The 21,755-nt window shown below is 65.2% G+C and carries 17 protein-coding genes; 5 read left to right on the top strand and 12 right to left on the bottom strand.

Annotated elements, in window-relative coordinates; translation table 11 throughout:
* Nucleotides 1-42: 42 nt before the first annotated feature.
* Nucleotides 43-642 carry a c-type cytochrome gene (locus tag JI59_RS27660; RefSeq protein ID WP_007012468.1) on the top strand — a complete coding sequence of 200 codons (600 nt, stop codon included), beginning with the start codon at nucleotides 43-45 and terminating at the stop codon, nucleotides 640-642.
* Nucleotides 643-960: 318 nt separating this feature from the next.
* Here JI59_RS27660 and JI59_RS12000 read toward each other — a convergent pair whose 3' ends face one another.
* The 5 genes from JI59_RS12000 to JI59_RS11980 all read right to left on the bottom strand — a co-directional run bounded on the left by JI59_RS12000 (nucleotide 961) and on the right by JI59_RS11980 (nucleotide 5,081).
* Nucleotides 961-1,431, bottom strand: coding sequence for a CYTH domain-containing protein (locus JI59_RS12000; protein WP_007012470.1), 471 nt, complete (start codon nucleotides 1,429-1,431; stop codon nucleotides 961-963).
* Between the two features lie 7 nt (nucleotides 1,432-1,438).
* Nucleotides 1,439-2,350 (bottom strand): CHAD domain-containing protein, encoded by a 912-nt coding sequence (locus JI59_RS11995; RefSeq protein ID WP_007012471.1) that lies wholly within the window; start codon nucleotides 2,348-2,350, stop codon nucleotides 1,439-1,441.
* Between the two features lie 189 nt (nucleotides 2,351-2,539).
* Nucleotides 2,540-2,920 carry a 50S ribosomal protein L7/L12 gene (gene rplL / locus JI59_RS11990; RefSeq protein WP_007012472.1) on the bottom strand — a complete coding sequence of 127 codons (381 nt, stop codon included), beginning with the start codon at nucleotides 2,918-2,920 and terminating at the stop codon, nucleotides 2,540-2,542.
* An 87-nt stretch (nucleotides 2,921-3,007) separates the two neighbouring features.
* On the bottom strand, nucleotides 3,008-3,523 hold the full coding sequence (rplJ, locus tag JI59_RS11985; protein ID WP_007012473.1) for a 50S ribosomal protein L10: 516 nt from the start codon (nucleotides 3,521-3,523) through the stop codon (nucleotides 3,008-3,010).
* Nucleotides 3,524-3,941: 418 nt separating this feature from the next.
* Nucleotides 3,942-5,081 (bottom strand): hypothetical protein, encoded by a 1,140-nt coding sequence (locus JI59_RS11980; RefSeq protein ID WP_007012474.1) that lies wholly within the window; start codon nucleotides 5,079-5,081, stop codon nucleotides 3,942-3,944.
* Nucleotides 5,082-5,653: 572 nt separating this feature from the next.
* Between JI59_RS11980 and rpoB the strand changes: the two genes are divergently transcribed.
* The 3 genes from rpoB to JI59_RS28000 all read left to right on the top strand — a co-directional run bounded on the left by rpoB (nucleotide 5,654) and on the right by JI59_RS28000 (nucleotide 14,505).
* Nucleotides 5,654-9,808, top strand: a complete 4,155-nt coding sequence (rpoB, locus tag JI59_RS11975) for a DNA-directed RNA polymerase subunit beta (RefSeq protein ID WP_007012475.1) — start codon at nucleotides 5,654-5,656, stop codon at nucleotides 9,806-9,808.
* 78 nt (nucleotides 9,809-9,886) lie between these two features.
* Nucleotides 9,887-14,179, top strand: coding sequence for a DNA-directed RNA polymerase subunit beta' (rpoC, locus tag JI59_RS11970; protein WP_007012476.1), 4,293 nt, complete (start codon nucleotides 9,887-9,889; stop codon nucleotides 14,177-14,179).
* A 191-nt stretch (nucleotides 14,180-14,370) separates the two neighbouring features.
* Nucleotides 14,371-14,505: a hypothetical protein gene (locus JI59_RS28000; RefSeq protein ID WP_007012477.1), complete on the top strand. Its 135-nt coding sequence runs from the start codon at nucleotides 14,371-14,373 to the stop codon at nucleotides 14,503-14,505.
* Nucleotides 14,506-14,517: 12 nt separating this feature from the next.
* Here the strand turns inward: JI59_RS28000 and JI59_RS11965 are convergent, their stop codons facing one another.
* Both JI59_RS11965 and ispG read right to left on the bottom strand, forming a co-directional pair.
* On the bottom strand, nucleotides 14,518-15,054 hold the full coding sequence (locus JI59_RS11965; protein ID WP_007012478.1) for a retropepsin-like aspartic protease family protein: 537 nt from the start codon (nucleotides 15,052-15,054) through the stop codon (nucleotides 14,518-14,520).
* 71 nt (nucleotides 15,055-15,125) lie between these two features.
* Nucleotides 15,126-16,250: a flavodoxin-dependent (E)-4-hydroxy-3-methylbut-2-enyl-diphosphate synthase gene (gene ispG, locus JI59_RS11960; RefSeq protein WP_007012479.1), complete on the bottom strand. Its 1,125-nt coding sequence runs from the start codon at nucleotides 16,248-16,250 to the stop codon at nucleotides 15,126-15,128.
* Nucleotides 16,251-16,367: 117 nt separating this feature from the next.
* Between ispG and JI59_RS11955 the strand changes: the two genes are divergently transcribed.
* Nucleotides 16,368-17,378 (top strand): zinc transporter ZntB, encoded by a 1,011-nt coding sequence (locus JI59_RS11955; RefSeq protein ID WP_007012480.1) that lies wholly within the window; start codon nucleotides 16,368-16,370, stop codon nucleotides 17,376-17,378.
* A 7-nt stretch (nucleotides 17,379-17,385) separates the two neighbouring features.
* On the opposite strand, the gene JI59_RS11950 is transcribed toward JI59_RS11955, so the two are convergent.
* The 5 genes from JI59_RS11950 to JI59_RS11930 all read right to left on the bottom strand — a co-directional run bounded on the left by JI59_RS11950 (nucleotide 17,386) and on the right by JI59_RS11930 (nucleotide 21,752).
* A complete protein-coding gene (locus JI59_RS11950) occupies nucleotides 17,386-17,904 on the bottom strand; it encodes a GNAT family N-acetyltransferase (RefSeq protein WP_038576089.1) in 519 nt (172 codons plus the stop codon).
* 95 nt (nucleotides 17,905-17,999) lie between these two features.
* The gene (locus JI59_RS11945) at nucleotides 18,000-18,467 is read right to left on the bottom strand and encodes a GNAT family N-acetyltransferase (protein WP_007012482.1); all 468 of its coding nucleotides are present in this window, start codon (nucleotides 18,465-18,467) and stop codon (nucleotides 18,000-18,002) included.
* Complete coding sequence (locus JI59_RS11940) at nucleotides 18,467-19,390, bottom strand: RDD family protein (RefSeq protein ID WP_007012483.1); 924 nt, start codon at nucleotides 19,388-19,390, stop codon at nucleotides 18,467-18,469. Before JI59_RS11940 ends, JI59_RS11945 begins: the two co-directional genes overlap by 1 nt.
* Nucleotides 19,387-20,427 (bottom strand): stage II sporulation protein M, encoded by a 1,041-nt coding sequence (locus JI59_RS11935; protein WP_007012484.1) that lies wholly within the window; start codon nucleotides 20,425-20,427, stop codon nucleotides 19,387-19,389. Before JI59_RS11935 ends, JI59_RS11940 begins: the two co-directional genes overlap by 4 nt.
* On the bottom strand, nucleotides 20,424-21,752 hold the full coding sequence (locus JI59_RS11930; RefSeq protein ID WP_007012485.1) for a DUF58 domain-containing protein: 1,329 nt from the start codon (nucleotides 21,750-21,752) through the stop codon (nucleotides 20,424-20,426). The genes JI59_RS11935 and JI59_RS11930 overlap by 4 nt, the downstream gene beginning before the upstream one ends.
* Between the last annotated feature and the right edge of the window lie 3 nt (nucleotides 21,753-21,755).

Genomic DNA, 21,755 nt, shown 5'->3' with positions numbered 1-21,755 from the left:
CCTGTTTCGTGCGGTACGCAAGGCCGCAAAGGAGAATTGTCGATGCGTTCCTGCTTCCCGCTTGCCCTTGCCCCTTTGGCGCTCCTCGCCGCCTGCGGCGGTTCCGGGCCCGACACTGCAGCCGATACCGCAACGCAGGATGCCGGCACCGAACCTGCGGAACAGGCTTCGAGCGAGGCTTCGGCGACTGCGTCCGCGATGCCGGACAGCACGATGCAGGACGCTTCCTCTCCTGCGGGCGAGGATCCGGGCCAGCCGCCAGCGGTCGAGAAGATGGCCGCCGCGACACCTGCCACGACACCAGCCACGACACCTACCGCCAAGATGGTGCCGGCCGCTGCATCGGCGCCCGTCGCACCCCCGCCCTCGTTCACGCAGTGCAAGGTGTGCCACGCGGTCGAACCCGGCAAGAACGGCGTCGGCCCGACTCTTTTCGGCATCGTCGGCAGCAAGGCCGGTGAAGTCGAGGGCTACAGCTTCTCGCCCGCCCTGGCGAAGTCCGGGATCACCTGGAATCGCAGCACGCTCGACACCTGGCTGGCAAGCCCGATGAAGATGGTTCCCGGCACCAAGATGGTCATCAGCCAGCCCAACGCCGCCAAGCGCAAGGAAATCATCGATTATCTCGAAACGCTGAAATAGGTTTCGGCGGCGCGGATCATTGCCCGATGAAAAGAGGGGCGGCGCGGAAGGGTTCCGGGCCGCCCCTTTTCAGTCAGGGACACTTTACTTGCAGGGGTTTTCTTGCGGGGGACTTCAGACTTTCTGGCCGGGTCCTTCAGGCGCCCTTGCCGACGCCTCGGCCTTGGGCGGGAATGACGGCAGGCATCGCCGCGCGGTTCGTTCCGGCGCCGACCAAATCATCGGTGGAGGCAATGCGCATGGAGGGATCTCCTGTGACTCAACCCGTTTCGAAACCGAAACTTATCCCTTCCACCTGAACCGCAGATTACCCGATGTTCAGCTGCCCTGCGCGAGCGCTGCGTTGCTGTAACGGGGGTCCGAAGTCACCTCGCGCCCGATCCATTCCGGCAGGGTCACCGCCTCGTCGGCAGAGCCCAGCTCGATCTCGGCAAGGACCAGTCCTTCGTGCTCGCCGGCGAAGACGTCGATCTCCCAGGTCCGGCCGCCACCCGCCGGAACGAGGTGACGTACCTTGTCGATGATCAGGCCGCGCCGTAGCTCCAGCATCGCCCGTGCATCCTCGAGCGGCACCTGGTATTCGAACTCGGAGCGCGAAAGCGCCTTTACGCCCGCCTTGGCCTTCGACTTGATCGTCAGCTTGGCCCTCTCCTCATCGATGATGCGGATGCGCACGCCCGCCTTCCCGCCATTCGAGAGGTAGGCCTGGCGAATCCGTTTCTTCGAGGCGACTGCGCTGCGCCAGCTGTCACCCTCGACAAGGAACTTGCGCTCGATTTCGATGGCCATGCTCGGCTCAGTCCCTCTTGTGCGCGGTTCCGGCGCGCCAGATCTGCCAAAGGGAGCGCCAATGCCCCTCAAGGTCCTCCGGCGATTGCGCCAGAAGCCGGTCGATAAGGGGTCTGCTTTCCCTTTCGAGCGTTTCGCGGCGCTGCGAGGCAAGCGTCTGCAGGCACTCTACCGCGTGGGGATGCGCGCGCGCGGTTCGGAGGTCGGCCAACCGCTGCTCGAATACGGCGATATCGTGATGAAGCCCCAGGTTGTCGGCCAGCAGACTGAGCTGGTCGGCCCGCGCCTGCATTACTTCGGGCCAGATCTGCACGAGCAGGCGCGTGTGATACCAGTGGTACTTCATCCGCTTGCGCAGATCGTGGAAGTTCTCCGCGCTCGGATCATCCGCCGCGACTTGCGCGGCCTTCCCGGCGCGACGAAGGACCTTGCCCAGCCCTGCGCCGATCGCATCCCAGCCATTTTCGCCGATGGACCAGTCTGCGGCCCGCTCGCGGCTCTCTTCCAGCAGCACGCGAACCTTTTCCAGATGCGCGTCTTCCACTTCGCCCTGCACAAGCCCATCGGCAGCCGCTTCCAGATCTTCCAGCACGGGCGCGAAGAAGCCCTCCCCCAGATCGTCCGGGGCCATCGCGATCAGCAGCTTGCAGGTGTCGGCTACGACCTTGGCGTCGCGCGCGCCGGCCATGAGCCGGGCCATATCGCGAAACCGCGCGTTTTCAGTCGAATAAGCGGGGAACGAGGGACGCACGAGGCGGATGAGCGCACGAATCTTCTTGCAGGATTTGCGCACTTCATGGGTGGCGATGGCCGAGGGCTCATGCTCGATGGCACCGAGGGCGCGGGCAGCCTGCTCTCGCGCGATGCGGCGCACGGCATGCTCAACCGAGCTGTCCCTTGCTTTGAGACGGTAGGCCATGCGTCCCTTCAGCTGCCGCGCTTTCGGTGCGCAACCATGCCAAGGTTCATGACAAAAGGGAACAATGGTTTACCATCGCGCCGCCCGAAAAGCCTGCCGGAACCGCGGGCAGGAGGGCGGCCAAAGGAAAAGGGCGGCCCCGATGGAGCCGCCCTTCCCTGTTTCGTTCCGAAAAATCCGGAAAGAAGATTACTTGAGCTCGACGGTGCCGCCGGCTTCTTCGATCTTCTTCTTGATTTCTTCGGCTTCAGCCTTGCTGACGCCTTCCTTGACGGCCTTCGGGGCGCCTTCGACAAGAGCCTTGGCTTCAGCGAGGCCCAGACCGGTGATGGCGCGGACTTCCTTGATGACCTGGATCTTCTTGCCACCGTCGCCGGTGAGGATCACGTCGAATTCGGTCTGCTCTTCAGCAGCGGCGCCACCGTCTGCACCGCCAGCGGCGGGAGCAGCAACGGCAACGGCAGCAGCGGCGGAAACGCCCCATGCTTCTTCCAGGGCCTTGGCGAGGTCAGCCGCCTCGAGGACGGTCAGCTGCGACAGTTCTTCAACAAGCTTGGCGATATCGGCCATTGTACTTCACTCCTGATCTGTGGTCCCGGGGCGCCTCATGCAACCAACCGGGATAAATCGTTTCGAAACGTGTTACCGAGGCTTGGCTCAGGCAGCGTCCTTGGCGGCGTAGGCGCCGAAGACACGGGCCAGCTTGGCCGCCGGAGCGGTCGAAAGCTGGGCGATCTTCGTGGCCGGAGCCTGGACGAGACCGATGAGCTTGGCGCGCAGTTCGTCGAGCGAGGGCATCGAGGCGAGAGCCTTGACGCCGTCCGCGTTCAGAACCTGCGAACCCATCGCGCCGCCGACGATCTCGATCTTGTCGGTCGTCTTGGCGAAGTCGACGACGGCCTTGGCGGCTGCGACGGGGTCCACCGAAGTGGCGATGGCCGTCGGGCCGTTCAGGAAGTCACCGATACCGACATAGTCGGTGTCCGCGATGGCAAGCTTGGCAAGACGGTTCTTCGCAACCTTGTAGGACGCACCGGCTTCACGGATCTTGTTGCGCAGTTCGGTGGACTGGGCCACCGACATGCCGAGGTTGCGGGTGACAACCACCACGCCGACCTCGTTGAAGACCGCGTTGAGCTGGGCGACCGATTCGGCTTTCTGCGAACGATCCATGCCTTACTCCTTCACATGTGACCGCCAGGGAATTGCGTCCCGGACGGCCGGCTACGTTTGACCATGGCGCTGATGCACCATGGGCGAGTCCGTTCGATGGGGAAGGAGTTTCGCGCCGAAACGCGAGAGTGGCACCGCGCTGCAAGGAGCGAGGGGCCGGAAAAATTTCCTGTTCCCCGTCTAGGCTGCAAATTAAGAGGGAAACCCTCAGCAGCGGTCTCGGACGGATGAACGACAGACGCGAGGCCTGCCGGTCGGAGCGGGCCATTGGCCGAAATCAGGTAGGGAGTCAAGCAAAGTCATCCGGCGGCGGGCGGGAAAGTCCGGCAGCGCCTTCGAAGATCGCACGAAAAGACGGGGCGGCTCGCTGGGAGCCGCCCCGCTGTTACCTGCCGCCAGAGGGGATGGCGGCGGGCGATCAGGCCTCGACCAACGGGGGCGTAGGGGTGGAGGGCTTGGTCGTCGGCCGGTAGGTGCGCCAGTCGAAGGACTGGGCCATACCCTGCTTCTGCAGGTGTTCTCGGTGCTGCAACTGGATGCGCGCGCGGCGCATGCGGGCCTTGCGCGAGATGAAGGGATTCGCGGCGTCTGGCGCAGCTGCGACCATGCGTTCGAGCAGTTCGCGGCGCGCCTCGCCGGTGGGAACCGGTCCGCTGCCTGCGACCGGTGCCTGGACCTTGCGCTCAAGCGGGCGACTTGCCGGAGCCGGTGCGGCGGCACGCGGCATTTCAGCCGGGCCGCTGGCTGCCGCAGACGCAGTCGCCGGTTTACTCGAGGCCGGAGCCGCAGCCGGGCGATAGACGGATGCGGGCTTGTAGGTACCTGGCATGGCCTCACGCGAGCGCGGCTGGCGCACCCGCTTGCGGCGCGAACGCATGGCCATGATCCCGGCCCCGGCTATGCCGGCAGCCGCAAGCAGGCCGAGGATGCCCTCGATGGGCAGATCGCTGTCCTCGTTCCCGTTGTTCTCGTTCGCCGGGGCCGCGTCCGGCTGCGCCCTTTCATCGGCCGGCGAAGCAGCCTTGAGCGGCGATGCCTGAGCCGGGTCGGAGACATCGCCTTGCGCCAGAGCACCGTCTGCTGCCGTCCCCGCATCGGCCGCATCGGGAACTGTGACAGGCGCGGCCTCGCGGCGATTGTTTGCCGCGGCGGCACTGGTTTCGCGCACATCCGGGCGCTGCTCAGGGCTACGCTCCGCAGGGGCGGCAGCCCCAGTTTCGCCAGCATCGTTCGTATCGGCGGCATTGGAAGCTGCAGAAGTGTTGATGGTTGAAGTCTCTGGCTGCGCGACTGGCGCCACGGGCATCGCGAGCGGCTGCGAAACCGTCGCATCGGGCTCGGCCTGCGGAAGCACGATAGTCGGCTGCTCGGCGGCACCCGTGACCGGGACCGTCGATTTCGCCGCATCGACAGGCGAAGCGCTATTCACGTCCTGCGGCAGGGTCAGCGCGGGCGCGGACGCCCCACTGTCCTGCGCCAGGACCGGTGTGGAACCAATCGCCAGGACGGCAGCAATGGCCGTCAGGGCGTGAGGCGAACGTGAGCGTACTTGTGTCATGCCGCTTATAATGCGCGGGACCTTGGATGAGTTACCGGTACATCTTCCAATACAGGACAAGACGAGATCCCCCTTGCGACGAACCGTTACTTGACCGATCCGGGCCTGTATTTGCCTTGTCGGCACACAAGGGCGCGTTCATTTGGCGTTCACCGAAAAGCCGTGCAGGCAGTCCGCCTGTTTCTTCGTATCGAGACCCTGTACGCTCCCCTGCCGCAAGGACACCCCGGCCTACGCCGCCGCCCCCGGCATGCGCCGGCACGCCGCACATGGGATCGTTTGACAGTGCAGGGGCGCACTCCTATATGCACACCTCGCTCGGCGCTTCGAGCAAGGCGGGTCCATGCGCGGGGACACGTCCAGGAAGGAAGCGGTCCGGGTATTCATCTGACGCAGAGGCTGCAGGCCGCTTCGGACCCCGATTCACGGGATTCCGGGCATGCCGAGCGGCCTTTTGGTGTTTCAGGTGATCCGTCCATCGGGCGGAAAATCGTCCTCGCGAAGACGAAATTTTTCCGGACCGTTCATCGCGAATCGGTCCCTTTTGAGAAGCGAAGAGGCAAGAACCCCACATGGCGACCAAGCCCCTCGAACCCCGCCGCTCCGCGAAGAAGCGGATCCGCAAGATCTTCGGCGACATCCACGAAGTCGTCCAGATGCCCAACCTCATCGAGGTCCAGCGCGAGAGCTACGAACAGTTCCTGCGTTCCGATCCTTCGGTCGGCTACGTTTCGGGCCTGGAAAAGACGCTGCGTTCGGTGTTCCCGATCCGTGACTTCGCCGGCACCAGCGAACTCGACTTCGTTCACTACGAACTCGAAGAGCCGAAGTACGACGTGACCGAGTGCCGCCAGCGCGGCATCACCTACGCGGCCCCGATGAAGGTCACTCTGCGCCTGATCGTGTTCGAGGTGGACCAGGAAACCGAGACCCGCTCCGTGCTCGATATCAAGGAGCAGGACGTGTACATGGGCGACATGCCGCTCATGACCGAGAACGGCACCTTCTTCATCAACGGCACCGAGCGCGTCATCGTTTCGCAGATGCACCGTTCGCCGGGCGTGCTGTTCGACCATGACCGCGGCAAGACGCACTCCTCGGGCAAGTTCCTCTTCGCGGCCCGCGTGATCCCGTATCGCGGTTCGTGGCTGGACTTCGAGTTCGACGCCAAGGACAACGTCAACGTGCGTATCGACCGCAAGCGCAAGCTGCCGGTCACCTCGCTGCTCTATGCCCTGGGCCTCGACAGCGAGCAGATCCTCGACCACTTCTACAACACCGTCACCTGGAAGCGCGGCGAAGGCGGCTGGCGCCTGCCCTTCACCCCCGAGCACTGGCGCGGCCTGAAGCCGGCCTTCGACATCGTCGATGCCAAGTCGGGCGAAGTCGTGTTCGGCGCCGGTCACAAGATCAGCCCGCGTGCAGCCAACAAGGCGCAGAAGGACGGTCTTGAGGAACTCCTCATCCCGACCGAGGAAATCTTCGGCCGCTTCATCGCCGAGGACATGATCGACGAGTCCACCGGCCGCATCTACATCGAGGCCGGTGACGAAGTGACGCCGGAAAACCTCGAAGTGATCGACGCCGCCGGCATCGACCAGCTCAACCTGCTGGACATCGACGACGTCAACACCGGTCCGTGGATCCGCAACACCATGAAGGTGGACAAGGCCGAGAACCGCGACATGGGTCTCGAGGCCATCTACAAGGTCATGCGCCCGGGCGAACCGCCGACGAAGGAAACCGCCGAAGCCCTTTTCGAAGGCCTGTTCTTCGACGGCGACCGCTATGACCTTTCGGCCGTCGGCCGCGTCAAGCTGAACATGCGCCTCGGCCTCGAGGTCGAGGACACCGTCACCACCCTGCGCACCGATGACATCCTCGCGGTGGTCAAGGAACTGGTGAATCTCAAGGACGGCAAGGGCGAGATCGACGACATCGACAATCTCGGCAACCGCCGCGTGCGTTCGGTGGGCGAGCTGCTGGAAAACCAGTACCGCGTCGGCCTGCTGCGCATGGAGCGCGCCGTCAAGGAACGCATGAGCTCGGTCGACGTCTCGACCGTGATGCCCAACGACCTCATCAACGCCAAGCCCGCCGTGGCTGCCGTTCGCGAGTTCTTCGGTTCCTCGCAGCTCTCGCAGTTCATGGACCAGACCAACCCGCTTTCGGAAGTCACCCACAAGCGCCGCGTCTCGGCGCTTGGCCCGGGCGGTCTGACCCGTGAGCGCGCCGGCTTCGAAGTCCGCGACGTTCACCCGACCCACTACGGCCGCATCTGCCCGATCGAGACGCCGGAAGGCCCGAACATCGGTCTGATCAACTCCCTGTCGACCTTCGCCCGCGTCAACAAGTACGGCTTCATCGAAACCCCGTACCGCAAGGTCGTGGACGGAAGGGTCTCCGGCGAGGTCGTGTACCTCTCCGCAATGGAAGAGCAGAAGCACACCGTCGCGCAGGCTTCGGCCGAACTCAACACCGACGGTTCGTTCGTCGAGGAACTCGTCTCGGCTCGCCAGAACGGCGAATTCGTGATGAGCCCGCGCGACCAGATCACGCTGATGGACGTTTCGCCCAAGCAGCTCGTCTCGGTGGCCGCCTCGCTCATTCCGTTCCTGGAAAACGACGACGCCAACCGCGCTCTGATGGGCTCGAACATGCAGCGTCAGGCCGTTCCGCTCGTCAAGGCCGATGCGCCTTACGTCGGCACCGGCATGGAAGAGACCGTCGCCCGCGATTCCGGCGCCGCGATCTCCGCACAGCGCGGCGGCGTGGTCGACCAGGTCGATGCCACCCGTATCGTCATCCGCGCCGCGGGTGACATCGAGGCCGGCAAGTCTGGCGTCGACATCTACCGCCTGCAGAAGTTCGAGCGTTCGAACCAGTCGACCTGCATCAACCAGCGTCCGCTGGTGAAAGTGGGCGACGTCGTCGAGGCCGGCGACATCATCGCCGACGGCCCGTCGACCGAGCTGGGCGAACTGGCGCTGGGCCGCAACGTGCTCGTCGCGTTCATGCCCTGGAACGGCTACAACTACGAGGACTCCATCCTCATCTCCGAGCGGATCGTGAAGGACGACGTGTTCACGTCGATCCACATCGACGAGTTCGAGGTCATGGCCCGCGACACCAAGCTGGGTCCGGAAGACATCACCCGCGACATCCCGAACGTCGGCGAGGAAGCCCTGCGCAACCTCGACGAGGCGGGCATCGTCTACATCGGCGCCGAAGTGCACCCGGGTGACATCCTCGTCGGCAAGATCACCCCGAAGGGCGAAAGCCCGATGACGCCGGAAGAAAAGCTCCTGCGCGCCATCTTCGGTGAGAAGGCCTCTGACGTTCGCGACACCTCGCTGCGCCTGCCGCCGGGCGTTTCGGGCACCATCGTCGACGTGCGCGTCTTCAACCGCCACGGCATCGAGATCGACGACCGTACCCGCGCAATCCAGAACGAGGAAATCGAACGCCTCGCCAAGGACCGCGAGGACGAACGCGCCATCCTCAACCGTGCGACCTACAACCGTCTGCAGGAAATGCTGATCGGCCAGGTGGCCGCTTCGGCGCCCAAGGGCGTGAAGAAGGGCATCGAGATCGACGAAGCCGTGCTCGGCGAAGTCGAGAAGCACGAATGGTGGAAGTTCGCGGTTGCCGACGACCACATGCAGTCGCAGCTCGAAGCGGTGAAGGCCCAGTACGACGCGACCGTCAAGGCGATCCAGGAGAAGTTCGAGGATCGCAAGGAGAAGCTCGAGCGCGGTGACGAACTCGCTCCGGGCGTACTCAAGATGGTCAAGGTCTTCGTTGCGGTGAAGCGCAAGCTGCAGCCGGGCGACAAGATGGCCGGCCGTCACGGTAACAAGGGTATCATCAGCCGCATCCTGCCGCAGGAAGACATGCCCTTCCTCGAGGACGGCACCCCTGTCGACTTCGTGCTCAACCCGTTGGGCGTGCCTTCGCGCATGAACGTCGGGCAGATCTTCGAAACGCACCTGGGCTGGGCCGCTCGCGGCCTGGGCAGCAAGGTCGGCGACGCGCTCGACGCATGGCGTGCCGCCAACCCCGACCCGGTTGCCGGTCAGCCGCCCGAAGCCGTGAAGGAAGTGCTCAAGGAGATCTACGGCGACAACTACGCCGACGAGATCGAAGCGCGCTCGCCCGAGCAGATCGTGGAACTGGCGCAGAACGTGCGGGCCGGCGTGCCGATGGGTACTCCGGTGTTCGACGGCGCGGTGGAAGCCGACGTCTCGGCCATGCTCAAGCTCGCCGGGCTCGATGAATCGGGCCAGGTCACGCTTCTCGACGGCCGCACCGGCGAGGCTTTCGACCGCAAGGTCACTGTCGGCTACAAGTACGTGCTGAAGCTCCACCACCTTGTCGACGACAAGATCCACGCCCGTTCGATCGGCCCCTACTCGCTCGTCACCCAGCAGCCGCTGGGCGGTAAGGCGCAGTTCGGCGGCCAGCGCTTCGGTGAGATGGAGGTCTGGGCTCTCCAGGCCTACGGTGCAGCCTACACGCTGCAGGAAATGCTCACCGTGAAGTCGGACGACGTGGTCGGCCGTACCAAGGTCTATGAAGCGATCGTCAAGGGCGACGACACCTTCGAGGCAGGCATTCCCGAGAGCTTCAACGTTCTCGTCAAGGAAATGCGCTCGCTGGGCCTCAACGTCGAGCTCAAGAGCCACGACGACGAGGACGACGACGGCCTGGCCGAAGCGGCGGAGTAACGGGATCGGGCGGGGCCTTCGCGCTCCGCCCTGCCCTCTCCACCTGCCAAGAGAATTCACCCTGTTGGGGACTGAACTATGAACGACCTGACCAAATTCACCAACCAGATGGCGAAGCCCGAGACCTTCGATCAGATCCAGATCGGTCTCGCCTCCCCCGAGCGCATCCGCTCCTGGTCCTTCGGCGAGATCAAGAAGCCGGAAACCATCAACTACCGCACGTTCAAGCCCGAGCGTGACGGCCTGTTCTGCGCCCGCATCTTCGGCCCCGTGAAGGACTACGAGTGCCTTTGCGGCAAGTACAAGCGCATGAAGTACAAGGGCGTCGTGTGCGAAAAGTGCGGCGTCGAAGTCACCGTCACCAAGGTCCGCCGCGAGCGCATGGGCCACATCGAGCTGGCCGCGCCGGTCGCGCACATCTGGTTCCTCAAGTCGCTGCCCTCGCGCATCGGCCTGCTGCTCGACATGCAGCTCAAGCAGCTTGAGCGCGTCCTCTACTTCGAGAGCTACATCGTCATCGAGCCGGGCCTGACCCCGCTCGAGAAGTACCAGCTCCTCACCGAAGACGAGATGCTCGACGCCCAGGACGAGTACGGCGAGGACGCCTTCTCGGCCGGTATCGGCGCCGAGGCGGTCAAGACCATGCTCATGGAGCTCGACCTCGAGCAGGAGCGTGCCGACCTTCTCCAGGAGCTTGAGACGACCAAGTCGGAACTCAAGCCCAAGAAGATCATCAAGCGCCTCAAGGTCGTCGAATCGTTCATCGATTCGGGCAACCGCCCCGAATGGATGATCCTCGAAGTCGTGCCGGTCATTCCGCCGGAACTGCGCCCGCTGGTTCCGCTGGACGGCGGCCGCTTCGCGACCTCGGACCTCAACGATCTCTATCGCCGCGTCATCAACCGCAACAATCGCCTGAAGCGCCTGATCGAACTGCGCGCGCCGGACATCATCGTGCGCAACGAAAAGCGCATGCTGCAGGAAGCGGTCGACGCCCTGTTCGACAACGGCCGCCGCGGCCGCGTCATCACCGGCGCCAACAAGCGTCCGCTCAAGTCGCTGTCCGACATGCTCAAGGGCAAGCAGGGCCGCTTCCGCCAGAACCTGCTCGGCAAGCGCGTCGACTATTCGGGCCGTTCGGTCATCGTGACCGGTCCGGAGCTCAAGCTGCACCAGTGCGGCCTGCCCAAGAAGATGGCGCTCGAACTGTTCAAGCCGTTCATCTACGCCCGCCTCGATGCCAAGGGTCTCTCGATGACCCTCAAGCAGGCCAAGAAGTGGGTCGAGAAGGAACGCAAGGAAGTCTGGGACATCCTCGACGAGGTGATCCGCGAGCACCCGGTTCTGCTGAACCGCGCGCCGACGCTGCACCGACTGGGTATCCAGGCCTTTGAACCAGTCCTCATCGAGGGCAAGGCGATTCAGCTGCACCCGCTCGTCTGCTCGGCCTTCAACGCCGACTTCGACGGTGACCAGATGGCCGTCCACGTTCCGCTCTCGCTGGAAGCCCAGCTCGAAGCGCGCGTGCTGATGATGTCGACCAACAACATCCTCTCGCCTGCAAACGGCAAGCCGATCATCGTGCCTTCGCAGGACATGGTGCTGGGCCTGTACTACCTGTCGATGGACCGCTCCGGCGATCCTGGCGAAGGCATGAAGTTCGGCGACATGGCCGAAGTGCACCAGGCACTCTTCACCGGCGCCGTCACCCTGCACTCGAAGATCGAGGCCCGCGTGCCGCAGACCGACGAGGACGGGAACCAGTACATGAAGCGGTTCGAGACCACGCCGGGCCGCATGCTCATCGGCGAATGCCTGCCCAAGAGCCACAAGGTGCCCTTCGAAGTCGTCAACCGCCTTCTCACCAAGAAGGAAATCGGCGACGTCATCGACCAGGTGTACCGCCACACCGGCCAGAAGGACACGGTGCTGTTCGCCGACGCCATCATGACGCTCGGCTTCCGCAACGCGTTCAAGGCCGGCATCTCCTTCGGCAAGGATGACATGATCATTCCGGAATCGAAGGAAGCCCTGGTGGGCGAGACCAAGGACCTGGTTGCCGACTACGAGCAGCAGTACCAGGACGGCCTCATCACCCAGCAGGAAAAGTACAACAAGGTGATCGACGCCTGGAGCCGCTGCGGCGACCAGGTCGCGAACGCCATGATGGAAGAGCTCAAGGCGCTTCCGGTCGACCCCGAAACCGGCCGTCAGGCTCAGATCAACTCGATCTACATGATGAGCCACTCGGGCGCTCGTGGTAGCCCGGCCCAGATGAAGCAGCTTGGCGGTATGCGCGGCCTCATGGCCAAGCCGTCGGGCGAGATCATCGAAACGCCGATCATCTCGAACTTCAAGGAAGGCCTGACCGTCCTTGAGTACTTCAACTCCACCCACGGCGCCCGCAAGGGTCTGGCCGACACCGCGCTCAAGACGGCGAACTCGGGTTACCTGACCCGCCGTCTGGTCGATGTCTCGCAGGACTGCGTCGTCGTCGTCGAGGACTGCGGCACCGAACGTGCGCTGGAAATGCGCGCGATCGTCCAGGGTGGTTCGGTCATCGCCAGCCTTGCCGAGCGCATCCTGGGCCGTACTCTGGCCGAGGACATCGTCGACAAGGAAGGTAACGTCGTCGTCGCCAACGGCACCCTGCTCGACGAAGCCGGCGTGAAGGCGATCGAAGGCGCCGGCGTGCAGGCGGCCCGCATCCGTTCGCCGCTGGTCTGCGAAGCGACCCAGGGCGTCTGCGGCAAGTGCTACGGCCGTGACCTCGCTCGCGGTACGCCGGTGAACATCGGCGAAGCGGTGGGCGTCATTGCCGCCCAGTCGATCGGTGAACCGGGCACGCAGCTGACCATGCGTACCTTCCACATCGGCGGCGCCGCGCAGCTCAACGAAACCAGCCACCTGGAATCGATCTGCGACGGTACCGTGCAGTATCGCGACATCCCGACCATCGTCGACAAGCGCGGCCGTCGCCTGTCGCTGGCCCGCAACGGCGAAGTCGTGGTGATCGATACCGAAGGCCGCGAGCGCGCCATGCACCGCGTTCCTTACGGTACGGTGCTGCTGCACACCGACGGCGCGACCGTGAAGGAAGGCGAACGCCTGGCCGAGTGGGACCCGTTCACCCTGCCGATCATCACCGAAACCGCAGGTGTGGTGAAGTATCAGGACCTGATCGACACCCGCACGCTGACCGAACAGGTCGACGATGCCACCGGCATGACCAGCCGCGTCGTCACCGAGGACCGTTCGTCCAGCCGGTCGAAGAAGAAGGAAGACCTGCGTCCGCGCATCACCCTTCTCGACGACTCCTCGGGCGAGGCCGCGCGCTACATGCTGGCGCCGGGTGCGACGCTCTCGGTCGAGGATGGCCAGACCGTCGAGGCCGGCGACATCATCGCCCGTGCATCGCGCGAAGCTGCCAAGACCCGCGACATCACCGGCGGTCTGCCGCGTGTTGCCGAGCTGTTCGAGGCCCGCAAGCCGAAGGACAATGCGGTTATCGCCAAGGTCTCGGGTCGCATCGAGTTCGTTCGCGACTACAAGGCCAAGCGCAAGATCGCGATCATTCCCGAGGAAGGCGAACCCGTCGAGTACCTGATCCCCAAGAGCAAGGTGATCGACGTTCAGGAAGGCGACTTCGTCAAGAAGGGCGACAACCTGATCTCCGGCTCGCCGGATCCGCACGACATCCTCGAGGTCCTCGGCGTCGAGGCCCTGGCGGAATACCTCGTGTCGGAAATCCAGGAAGTCTATCGACTCCAGGGCGTGAAGATCAACGACAAGCACATCGAGGTGATCGTTCGCCAGATGCTGCAGAAGGTCGAGATCACCGACGGCGGCGACACCACGCTGCTGCCGGGCGAACAGGTCGACTTCGAGGAAATGCTCGAGGTCAACAGCAAGCTCACCGGCGGCAAGAAGCCGGCCGAAGGCAAGCCGGTGCTGCTGGGCATCACCAAGGCCTCGCTGCAGACCCGTTCGTTCATCTCGGCTGCGTCGTTCCAGGAGACCACCCGCGTCCTCACCCAGGCCGCGGTCGAGGGCAAGAAGGACTCGCTCATCGGTCTCAAGGAAAACGTCATCGTCGGCCGCCTCATCCCGGCGGGCACCGGCGCGGGCATGAACCGCGTGCGCGTTGCCGCGTCGAGCCGCGACGCAGCCCTGCGCGCCTCCTATCGCAAGATGCAGGAAGCGCTCATCGCTGCCGACACGGCCGAGGAAGAGCATGCCGCAGAGCTCAAGCGCGACCCGCTTGACGACCTGGGCGACGATCCGCTGGCGGCAGTCGAGGGTGAAACCCACGGCACCGACGCCGATGCGGGCGAATACCTGATCAAGGGCGACGAGGAAGGCGAGGCCTGAGCCTCACCCCTCCAGCCTGACAGGCGAAAAGCAGGGCCCCGCCGGAGCGATCCGGCGGGGCCTTTGCTTTATCGGGCCCTGCACAATGAGGGCTTCGACGGGCGACATATCGGGTTCGACCGGTGACATGGCCTTCGAGCGGGCGGAGCGGCATAGAGGCGCGCGCCCCCGCTCTCGCAAGGCCGGAACCGATGAAACGTCACGAGTCCCCTGTCAGCAGCGCCGCAGCCGCCTCGGTGATTGCCATGCTGGCCTTCGTGGTGTGGTCCGGCCTTGCAGAGTTCAGCGGGGCGTTCAGCAGTACCGCAGCGCTGCTGGGCGCGTGAGCGAGCCGGGGATCAGCTTACCGGTCCGATAACCAGGCGATCGTCCTCGATCCGCACCCCGCTCAGCTTCGAGAGGAACGACTGGCCGAGAAGCGAAACGTCGAGCCCCTCGGGAATGATCGCCGCCTCGACGTCACGCGCTTCGAAGCCGCCCAGTTCCAGGCGCTCCAGCCGGACCGGTACGCCATAGACCGGACCGCTTGCCCCGCGCCCGACCCCGACGAGATCCGAATCGTCCCACTCGAGGCCGATCGCCTGCGCATCGGCGCCGGTGAGAGCGACAATGCTGGCGCCCGTATCGACGAGAAAATGCGTGCGCGCATTGCCGACCATCGCATCGGCATAGAAATGACCGTCAGGTTCGCGCGGCAGCACGGTTTCGCCGGCCAGCCAGGCATCGCGGCGATCCTGCCGAACTTCGCGGCTCGCAACCTCGACAGGATTGACGCTGGCGGCAGGACGGCGCCCGTTGCCTGCCTCCAGTCCAGGCGCAATCCAGCCGACGACGGCGGCCGTCCCGACGAGAAGGATGATCGGTCCCTTGCGCATGGCCCGTGCAGGCTATGCGCCAAAGCCTTAAACCGGCGTAAAGCGCGCGGCGAAGCGACGCAGGAGCGGACTTACTCGGCCGCCTGGGCCTGCGCCTCGGCAGCCTCGATCTCCGCCGCCTTGGCTTCCACCAGCGAAACGATGTGATCGAGCATGTCGTCGCTCTGCACATGGTGGTCGGTCACCCCGGAGAGATAGACCATGTGCTTGCCATTGCCGCCGCCGGTAATGCCGATGTCGGTCTCGCGGGCTTCGCCCGGGCCATTGACCACGCAGCCCAGCACGGAAAGCGAAAGCGGCGTCTTGATGTGCTGCAGACGCGCCTCGAGCGCCTCGACCGTGCGGATCACGTCGAAGCCCTGGCGCGCGCAGGACGGGCAGGAAACGACGCGTACGCCGCGGGTGCGCAGGCCGAGCGCCTTGAGGATCTCGAAGCCGACGCGCACTTCCTCTTCCGGCTCTGCCGAAAGGGAGACGCGCAAGGTATCGCCGATACCGGCCCAGAGCAGGTTGCCGATGCCGATGGCCGACTTGACCGTACCACCGATCAGGCCGCCTGCTTCGGTGATGCCCAGATGCAGCGGGCAGTCCACCGCGTCGGCCAGCCCCTGGTAGGCGGCGACGGCAAGGAAAACGTCCGAGGCCTTCACGGCCACCTTGTACTCGTGGAAGTCATGGTCCTGCAGCAGCTTGATGTGATCGAGCGCCGATTCGACCAGAGCTTCCGGGCACGGCTCCCCGTACTTTTCGAGCAGGTCCTTCTCGAGGCTGCCCGCGTTGACGCCGATGCGGATGGCGCAGCCGTTGGCCTTGGCCGCGCGCACGACTTCGGCGACGCGCTCGTCCGAGCCGATGTTGCCCGGGTTGATGCGCAGGCAGGCCGCGCCCGCGTCCGCTGCCTCGAGCGCGCGCTTGTAGTGGAAATGAATGTCCGCGATCAGCGGAACCTGCGCTGCCCGGGCGATCTCGCGGAACGCCGTGGTGCTCTCGACATCGGGGCACGAGACGCGGATGAGATCGGCGCCCGCGTCCTCGCAGCGGCGGATCTGGTCGATCGTCGCGCGCGCGTCCGAGGTCGGCGTATTGGTCATGGTCTGCACGGTGATCGGGGCATCCCCGCCGACGGGAACGCTGCCGACCATGATCTGGCGGCTCTTGCGGCGCTCGATATCGCGCCAGGGTCGAATGGAAGACATGGCCGCTCCTATAGGCGCTTGGCGTGACGGTTTGAAGCACGTTTGCATTCTGCCGGGTCAAGCCGCGGATTCGAGGGCGCTCTTTTGCCCGTGCGGATTTTCGGGCATGCATGGCGAATGCTCGACGATACCCGTACCGACGACCTCGAAGCCGAAACGCCGCTGCTGTTCGGTCGCGTGCTGGACGGTCGCGGCGGCGGGCGCACCGTGACCTGGCAGGAAGCGAATGCCTGGCAGCCCGGCACACCGGGGGAAGTCTTGTGGATGCACTTGCGGCGCGACCGTCCGGGCGTCGCCGAGTGGCTGGAGCAGACGCTGGGCCTGCCCGAACCCACGGCGGAACTGCTCACCAGCGAGGATACCCGCCCGCGCGCCTTCAGCGAGGACGGCGCGCTGGTGGCGACGCTGCGCGGGATCAACTTCAACCCTGGAGCAGAGCCGGAAGACATGGTCTCGATGCAGGTCTGGTGCGACGGGCAACGGCTGATCACCCTGCGCCGGCGGCCCTTGCAGACGCCGCGTTCGGTGATGCACGATCTCGATGGCGGGCGCGGCCCGGTCGATGCAGGCGCTGCCATCACTTCGCTGGTCGAGCACATGATTGCCCGCATGAACCGCTCCATCGTCGACATGAACGAGGTGATCGACCAGCTGGAGGACACCGATCCCGACGACGATCCGGAAAGCATGCTCGACAAGATCTCGACGATCCGGCGCAATTGCCTCGCTCTCAAGCGCCACATGTCGCCGCAGCACGTCGCGCTGGAGCGCATCTCGCGCGATGCCCCGGCCTGGTTCGAGGACCACGACCGCCGCGAGATCGCCGAGACGATCGACCGCATGCGCCGCTATATCGACGATCTCGACATCAGCAAGGAAAGCGCGGTCGTCCTGCAGGACGACCTGCGCGCCCGCGCCGTCGCCCAGTCGAACCGCACCAGCTACCTGCTGACGATCGTTGCGGCGATCTTCCTTCCGCTCGGATTCGTGACCGGGCTGCTCGGCATCAACGTCGGCGGGATGCCCGGCGCCTCGAACCCGGACGCCTTCTGGCTGGTCGTCGCCATGTGCGTTGCGATCCTGGTGATGCAGTTGCTGATGTTCTGGCGCTGGAAGTGGTTCGGGTAGAGCGCCGTCAGCCCAGCAGCAGGCGCGCGTAGAGGAATTCCTCGTCACGCTGTTCGCCGACCATGAAGTGAATGTCGGCGACCTTTTCGAAGCCCTGGCGCGCATAGAACTTGTGAGCGCCGAAATTCTCGCTCCACACCGAGAGCTGGACTTCGTCCGCGCCGAAATCGCGCGCCTCGTCCATCGCCCAGTGCATCAGCCTTGCGCCGATGCCCTGCCCGGTCGCGTCGGGGTCGGTGTAAAGCTGCTTGAGCTCGACCACCTTGCTGCCGCGGGCGTGCTCCGGCCAGCCGCAGGCCATGACCATCTTGCAAAATCCCAGCAGGCGGGTCCCGTCGACGGCCAGCATGATCCGCATGCCCGGATCTGCAATCTGCCCTGCGACGACGACTTCGCCATGGGAACCGGCCAGAAAGGCAGAGAGATCCTCTGGACGGTAAAGATACCCGAACTTCTCCACGAAGCTGCGCGCGCCCAGATCGGCAAGGGCGGCTGCATCGGCTGGCGCGGCGAGTCTCAATTCCATTGCCGTTTCCTGGTTCACTTGCCCGCGCCCGTCAATTCCGTCCGATTCAGCGCAAGTCTTTGCAGCCGCGCTCGCAAGGAGGCGGCCGTTTCCCGTTACAGCGCGCGGGTCATGCACATGGAAAAGGCGTCGGAGACATAGTCGCCGAACGGCGGGCACTCGACAAAGCCGTTCGCAAGGTAGAGCTGCCGGGCGGCGCGGAAGGCCTCCGGCTTGCCGGTCTCGAGGCTGACGCGGGTATAGCCGCGCTCACGCGCGACCGTGAGCAGATGAAGCAGGATCGCCTTGCCCACCCCCTTCCCGCGATAATCGGGCGCGGCGCGCATCGATTTGAGTTCCCCGTGGCCCTCGTCCAGATGCTTGATCGCGCCGCAACCGGCGAGCCGCTCGCCATCCCATGCGGAATAGAACGCAACGTCCGCCTGCCGCAGGCGCTCTGCCGGCATCGCGTGAACCTTGCAGGCCGGAGACCACTTGTGCATCTCGTCGAGATGGAACTGCAGCAGGGCGAGAACCTGATCGCCGGACAGGTCATCGGGCACGATCCTCAAGGCGTCGATCATCAGCCTTCGTCCGAGAACTTGTCGGCCTTGCGCCGCCCCATGCGCATGCCTGCCTCCAGCCGCGCGCGCAACTGGGTGTAATAGGCCTCGAGGAACCGGCGCTCGTCGTTCCAGCCGTCATTGCGGCCGATCTTGGCGGCGATCGTCTGATAGACGGATTCGATCGACTGATCCCGCTTGCCGCGCAGTACGCGTTCCAGCGCCTGAAGCTCGTACTCTCCGTAAACAGCCAGTTCCGCATCGTCGAAGTGGTACTTGCGATGCGGCGCAGCCACGGCGGTCTGCGCTCCGCGCGCGACTGACATCGCCGCCTCCAGCTTCTGCCGCGGTCTTTCGAGCACCCAGCTTCCGGCGATGATGTCCCCGGCGCGCAGGCCGTCGCGGTTGAACATCGGGAACAGCATGAAGATCAGGAACCAGCCCGTCGCGGCCAGCCACGCCGCTCCGCTTTCCACGCCCGCAGACGCCAGAAAAACCAGCGGCAGGAACAGCTCGACATCGCGCAGGAGGTTGCGGGCAATGACCATTTCCGCCGAGAGCCGCCCGCCGTCGCGCGCGGCGATGCGGATGCCCGCCAGCCGTTTTCCTGGCGTGGCCCCGCGCGGGCCGAGCTCGAAGAACAGGAAGTAGGCGTTGCGGAAGAGGAACAGGATCACGATCCAGACGATGAAGATGAATTGCAGGACATGCCCTGCAGCCGTGTCGCTTTCCACCTCCCGCATGAAGGCCGATGCACCGCCTGCGATGGAGAACAGCGCCATCGTCGATCCCAGGATCAGCAGGAATATGAAGACGAGGTCGAGCATCAGCGCACCGGCCCGAGCGCCCCGGCTGGCCACGGTGACCGGCAGGGCGATCCCCTCGGGCGTGACGAGCACGCGGTCGCGCGAGGAACGGCGCAGGCGGGTCGGCATCGCGGTCATCGAGGGGTGTCCCGGCTCGCCGCGTGGCCGTCATTGCCGCGAAAGGCGAAGAAATAGCCGAGCCAGATCAGCAGCATCGATCCGCCGATGGCGAAGCGCCCCGCCGTCTCGTCGACGAGCTGACGCGCAAAGCCTTCGAGCAGGGCCGCGACGACAAGCATGAGCACGACGCCGGCCATGACCAGAGCGGCGCGCCGTCCGGCCTGCGCAGTGGCCTGCAGCACCGGCCTGCGCCCCGGAAATGCCAGCGAGCGTCCGATGTGCAGTCCGGCTGCCCCCGCCAGCAGGATCGCGAAGATCTCGGTCGTGCCGTGGACCGCAATCCAACCGGCGAAATCCGTTGTGAGCCCCGCCCCATTGTAGAGCCAGAGCATGGCGCCCAGCACGGCCATGTTGTGCACCAGCAGCAGCAGCGAGGGCACGCCGAAGGCGAAGCCGAGCGCGAAGGCGAGGATCGAGACCTGCGCATTGTTGCTGAACAGCTGGGCGGCGAACACGCTCATCCCGTTCTGCCCGGAATTACCGAAGATCGTCGCCTTGAGCGCCTCGGCGCTTGCCCCGGGCACGCGCGCGTCGCCGAACTGCTTGGGCACCAGCGCGAAATACCATTCCGGATCGTGCGAGACGAGCAGCCAGCCGACCGCCGTTCCCGCCACCATCACCGCGAAGGCGATGAGAATATCGACCCAGATCGCCCGCACCGCGGCGCTCCAGCCACCGCCAAGGAAGCCGCGGAACCATTCCCACAGGCTGGTCCGCGGGCCATAGACGACGAACCACGCGCGCTGGACCAGCGCTTCGAGGTAGGCGAGCGTTGCCGCATCGAGCGAAGTTTCCCGCGCGATCGACAGGCTGGAGGCGACGGTGCGGTAGAGGCCGGGAAGCGCCGGCAGGTCCTCGTCGGAAATGCCCCTGATCCGGCCCTTTTCCATGCGCGTGACGATGGCTTCCAGCCGCTTCCAGTCCGCCTCGCGCTCGAGCCGGAAACGGTCCGAACGCAAGGCGGCGCTTTCGATGGCATCGAGGGTGGCGGTCATCCGATCGCTCCGGATCGCTTGATGGCAAGGTAGGCGTCGAGCAATCGGGTACCGATCCGGTCGTAGCGGGCCTCGATGACGTCGACGCCGATCTGCTGCAGCCGCCGGGTCACAAGCGCGCGCTGGCGCAGCAGCAAGTCGGCCGAAACCGCCATCGAGAGCACTTCGAGATCTTCGGGAGGCTCGGCCGAAATTTCCTCGAGCTCCTCATCCTCCATCGTCACGAACAGCACGACGTGGCGGGAGACGAGACGGCCGATGCTCTCGATCATCAGTTCGGCGCTGGTCGGGTCGGAAAAGTCGCTGAACACGACGATAAGCGAGCGGCGCTGCAACCGGTTGGCAAGGGTCGCCAGGGCGAGCGTGAAATTGGGCTCCTCGGCGCGGTACTCAAGCCCGGCGGCCGCGCGCTGCAGACGGTGAAAGTCGCGCGAAGCGGTGATGAAAGGCGTGGAAACTTCGGGCCGGGAGGCGAAGCCGAACAGCGATACCCGGTCCCCGCCCTTCAGCGCAACATAGGAGGTCGCCAGCGCGGCGGAAACGGCGCGGTCGAGCCGGGGCATCCCTGCAATCGGTTCGCACATCGCCTGCCCGCAATCGAAGGCGAAGACGATCTGGTTGTTGCGTTCGGTCTCGAATTCCTTGGCGTAGAGATGGACGTGGCGGGCCGAGGCCTTCCAGTCGATGCGGCGGCGATCCATCCCGGGCTCGTACTCAGCCAGCGATTCGAACTGCGTACCCTCGCCGCGAATTCGCCGCGCGATAAGCCCGTATTGCGCATCCTTGAGGAAAGTCTGCAGGGCCGGAGAACGCACCGCGGCAATGTTCGGCCAGACCCGGACCTGTTCGTCGAGATCGCCCAGCAATTGCCGCGCGCCCAGTCCCAGTGGCCCGGTCCAGCGCAGCCAGCACCGCGTGACCCGGCCGGTGCCCCGACGCGAAGGGCTGACTTGCGCCTGCCCGCGCCATTCGCCGTCCCGACGGTGCAGCGCGAACTGGCAGCGCCCGCCGGGCGACAGCCGCGCATCGCATTCCAGCGCGATCTCGACGGCAGAGGGATTGCCTGCATGGAGCGCGGCCCGGGCTGAAAACTGCGTCTCGGCCCCGACTTCGGCATCGCCGGGCACGGTCACCTGCAAATCCTCGAGCCGCCCTCCCAACAGACCGTCAACGACGATCAGCACCAGCACTACAAGCCCGAACAGCGGCGCGATGACCCATGCTTCCGGCTGCGTTGCGCCGATGACGAGCGCTACCGGCGCACCAAGCGCCAGCAGCACCACGGCGCGCGCGGTCGGTACGATCGGGGCAAGCCGCGTGCTCATCGC

This window comes from Novosphingobium pentaromativorans US6-1 (genome assembly GCF_000767465.1).
In the GTDB taxonomy this organism is placed as follows: domain Bacteria; phylum Pseudomonadota; class Alphaproteobacteria; order Sphingomonadales; family Sphingomonadaceae; genus Novosphingobium; species Novosphingobium pentaromativorans.
This window is presented reverse-complemented; position numbering and strand designations above follow the sequence as displayed.

Bases quoted from the DNA above. Each gene is read 5' to 3' on its own strand.
- JI59_RS27660 (WP_007012468.1), top strand. From the start codon at position 43: ATGCGTTCCTGCTTCCCGCTTGCCCTTGCCCCTTTGGCGCTCCTCGCC.
- JI59_RS12000 (WP_007012470.1), bottom strand. From the start codon at position 1,431: ATGGCCATCGAAATCGAGCGCAAGTTCCTTGTCGAGGGTGACAGCTGG.
- JI59_RS11995 (WP_007012471.1), bottom strand. From the start codon at position 2,350: ATGGCCTACCGTCTCAAAGCAAGGGACAGCTCGGTTGAGCATGCCGTG.
- rplL (WP_007012472.1), bottom strand. From the start codon at position 2,920: ATGGCCGATATCGCCAAGCTTGTTGAAGAACTGTCGCAGCTGACCGTC.
- rplJ (WP_007012473.1), bottom strand. From the start codon at position 3,523: ATGGATCGTTCGCAGAAAGCCGAATCGGTCGCCCAGCTCAACGCGGTC.
- JI59_RS11980 (WP_007012474.1), bottom strand. From the start codon at position 5,081: ATGACACAAGTACGCTCACGTTCGCCTCACGCCCTGACGGCCATTGCT.
- rpoB (WP_007012475.1), top strand. From the start codon at position 5,654: ATGGCGACCAAGCCCCTCGAACCCCGCCGCTCCGCGAAGAAGCGGATC.
- rpoC (WP_007012476.1), top strand. From the start codon at position 9,887: ATGAACGACCTGACCAAATTCACCAACCAGATGGCGAAGCCCGAGACC.
- JI59_RS28000 (WP_007012477.1), top strand. From the start codon at position 14,371: ATGAAACGTCACGAGTCCCCTGTCAGCAGCGCCGCAGCCGCCTCGGTG.
- JI59_RS11965 (WP_007012478.1), bottom strand. From the start codon at position 15,054: ATGCGCAAGGGACCGATCATCCTTCTCGTCGGGACGGCCGCCGTCGTC.
- ispG (WP_007012479.1), bottom strand. From the start codon at position 16,250: ATGTCTTCCATTCGACCCTGGCGCGATATCGAGCGCCGCAAGAGCCGC.
- JI59_RS11955 (WP_007012480.1), top strand. From the start codon at position 16,368: ATGCTCGACGATACCCGTACCGACGACCTCGAAGCCGAAACGCCGCTG.
- JI59_RS11950 (WP_038576089.1), bottom strand. From the start codon at position 17,904: ATGGAATTGAGACTCGCCGCGCCAGCCGATGCAGCCGCCCTTGCCGAT.
- JI59_RS11945 (WP_007012482.1), bottom strand. From the start codon at position 18,467: ATGATCGACGCCTTGAGGATCGTGCCCGATGACCTGTCCGGCGATCAG.
- JI59_RS11940 (WP_007012483.1), bottom strand. From the start codon at position 19,390: ATGACCGCGATGCCGACCCGCCTGCGCCGTTCCTCGCGCGACCGCGTG.
- JI59_RS11935 (WP_007012484.1), bottom strand. From the start codon at position 20,427: ATGACCGCCACCCTCGATGCCATCGAAAGCGCCGCCTTGCGTTCGGAC.
- JI59_RS11930 (WP_007012485.1), bottom strand. From the start codon at position 21,752: ATGAGCACGCGGCTTGCCCCGATCGTACCGACCGCGCGCGCCGTGGTG.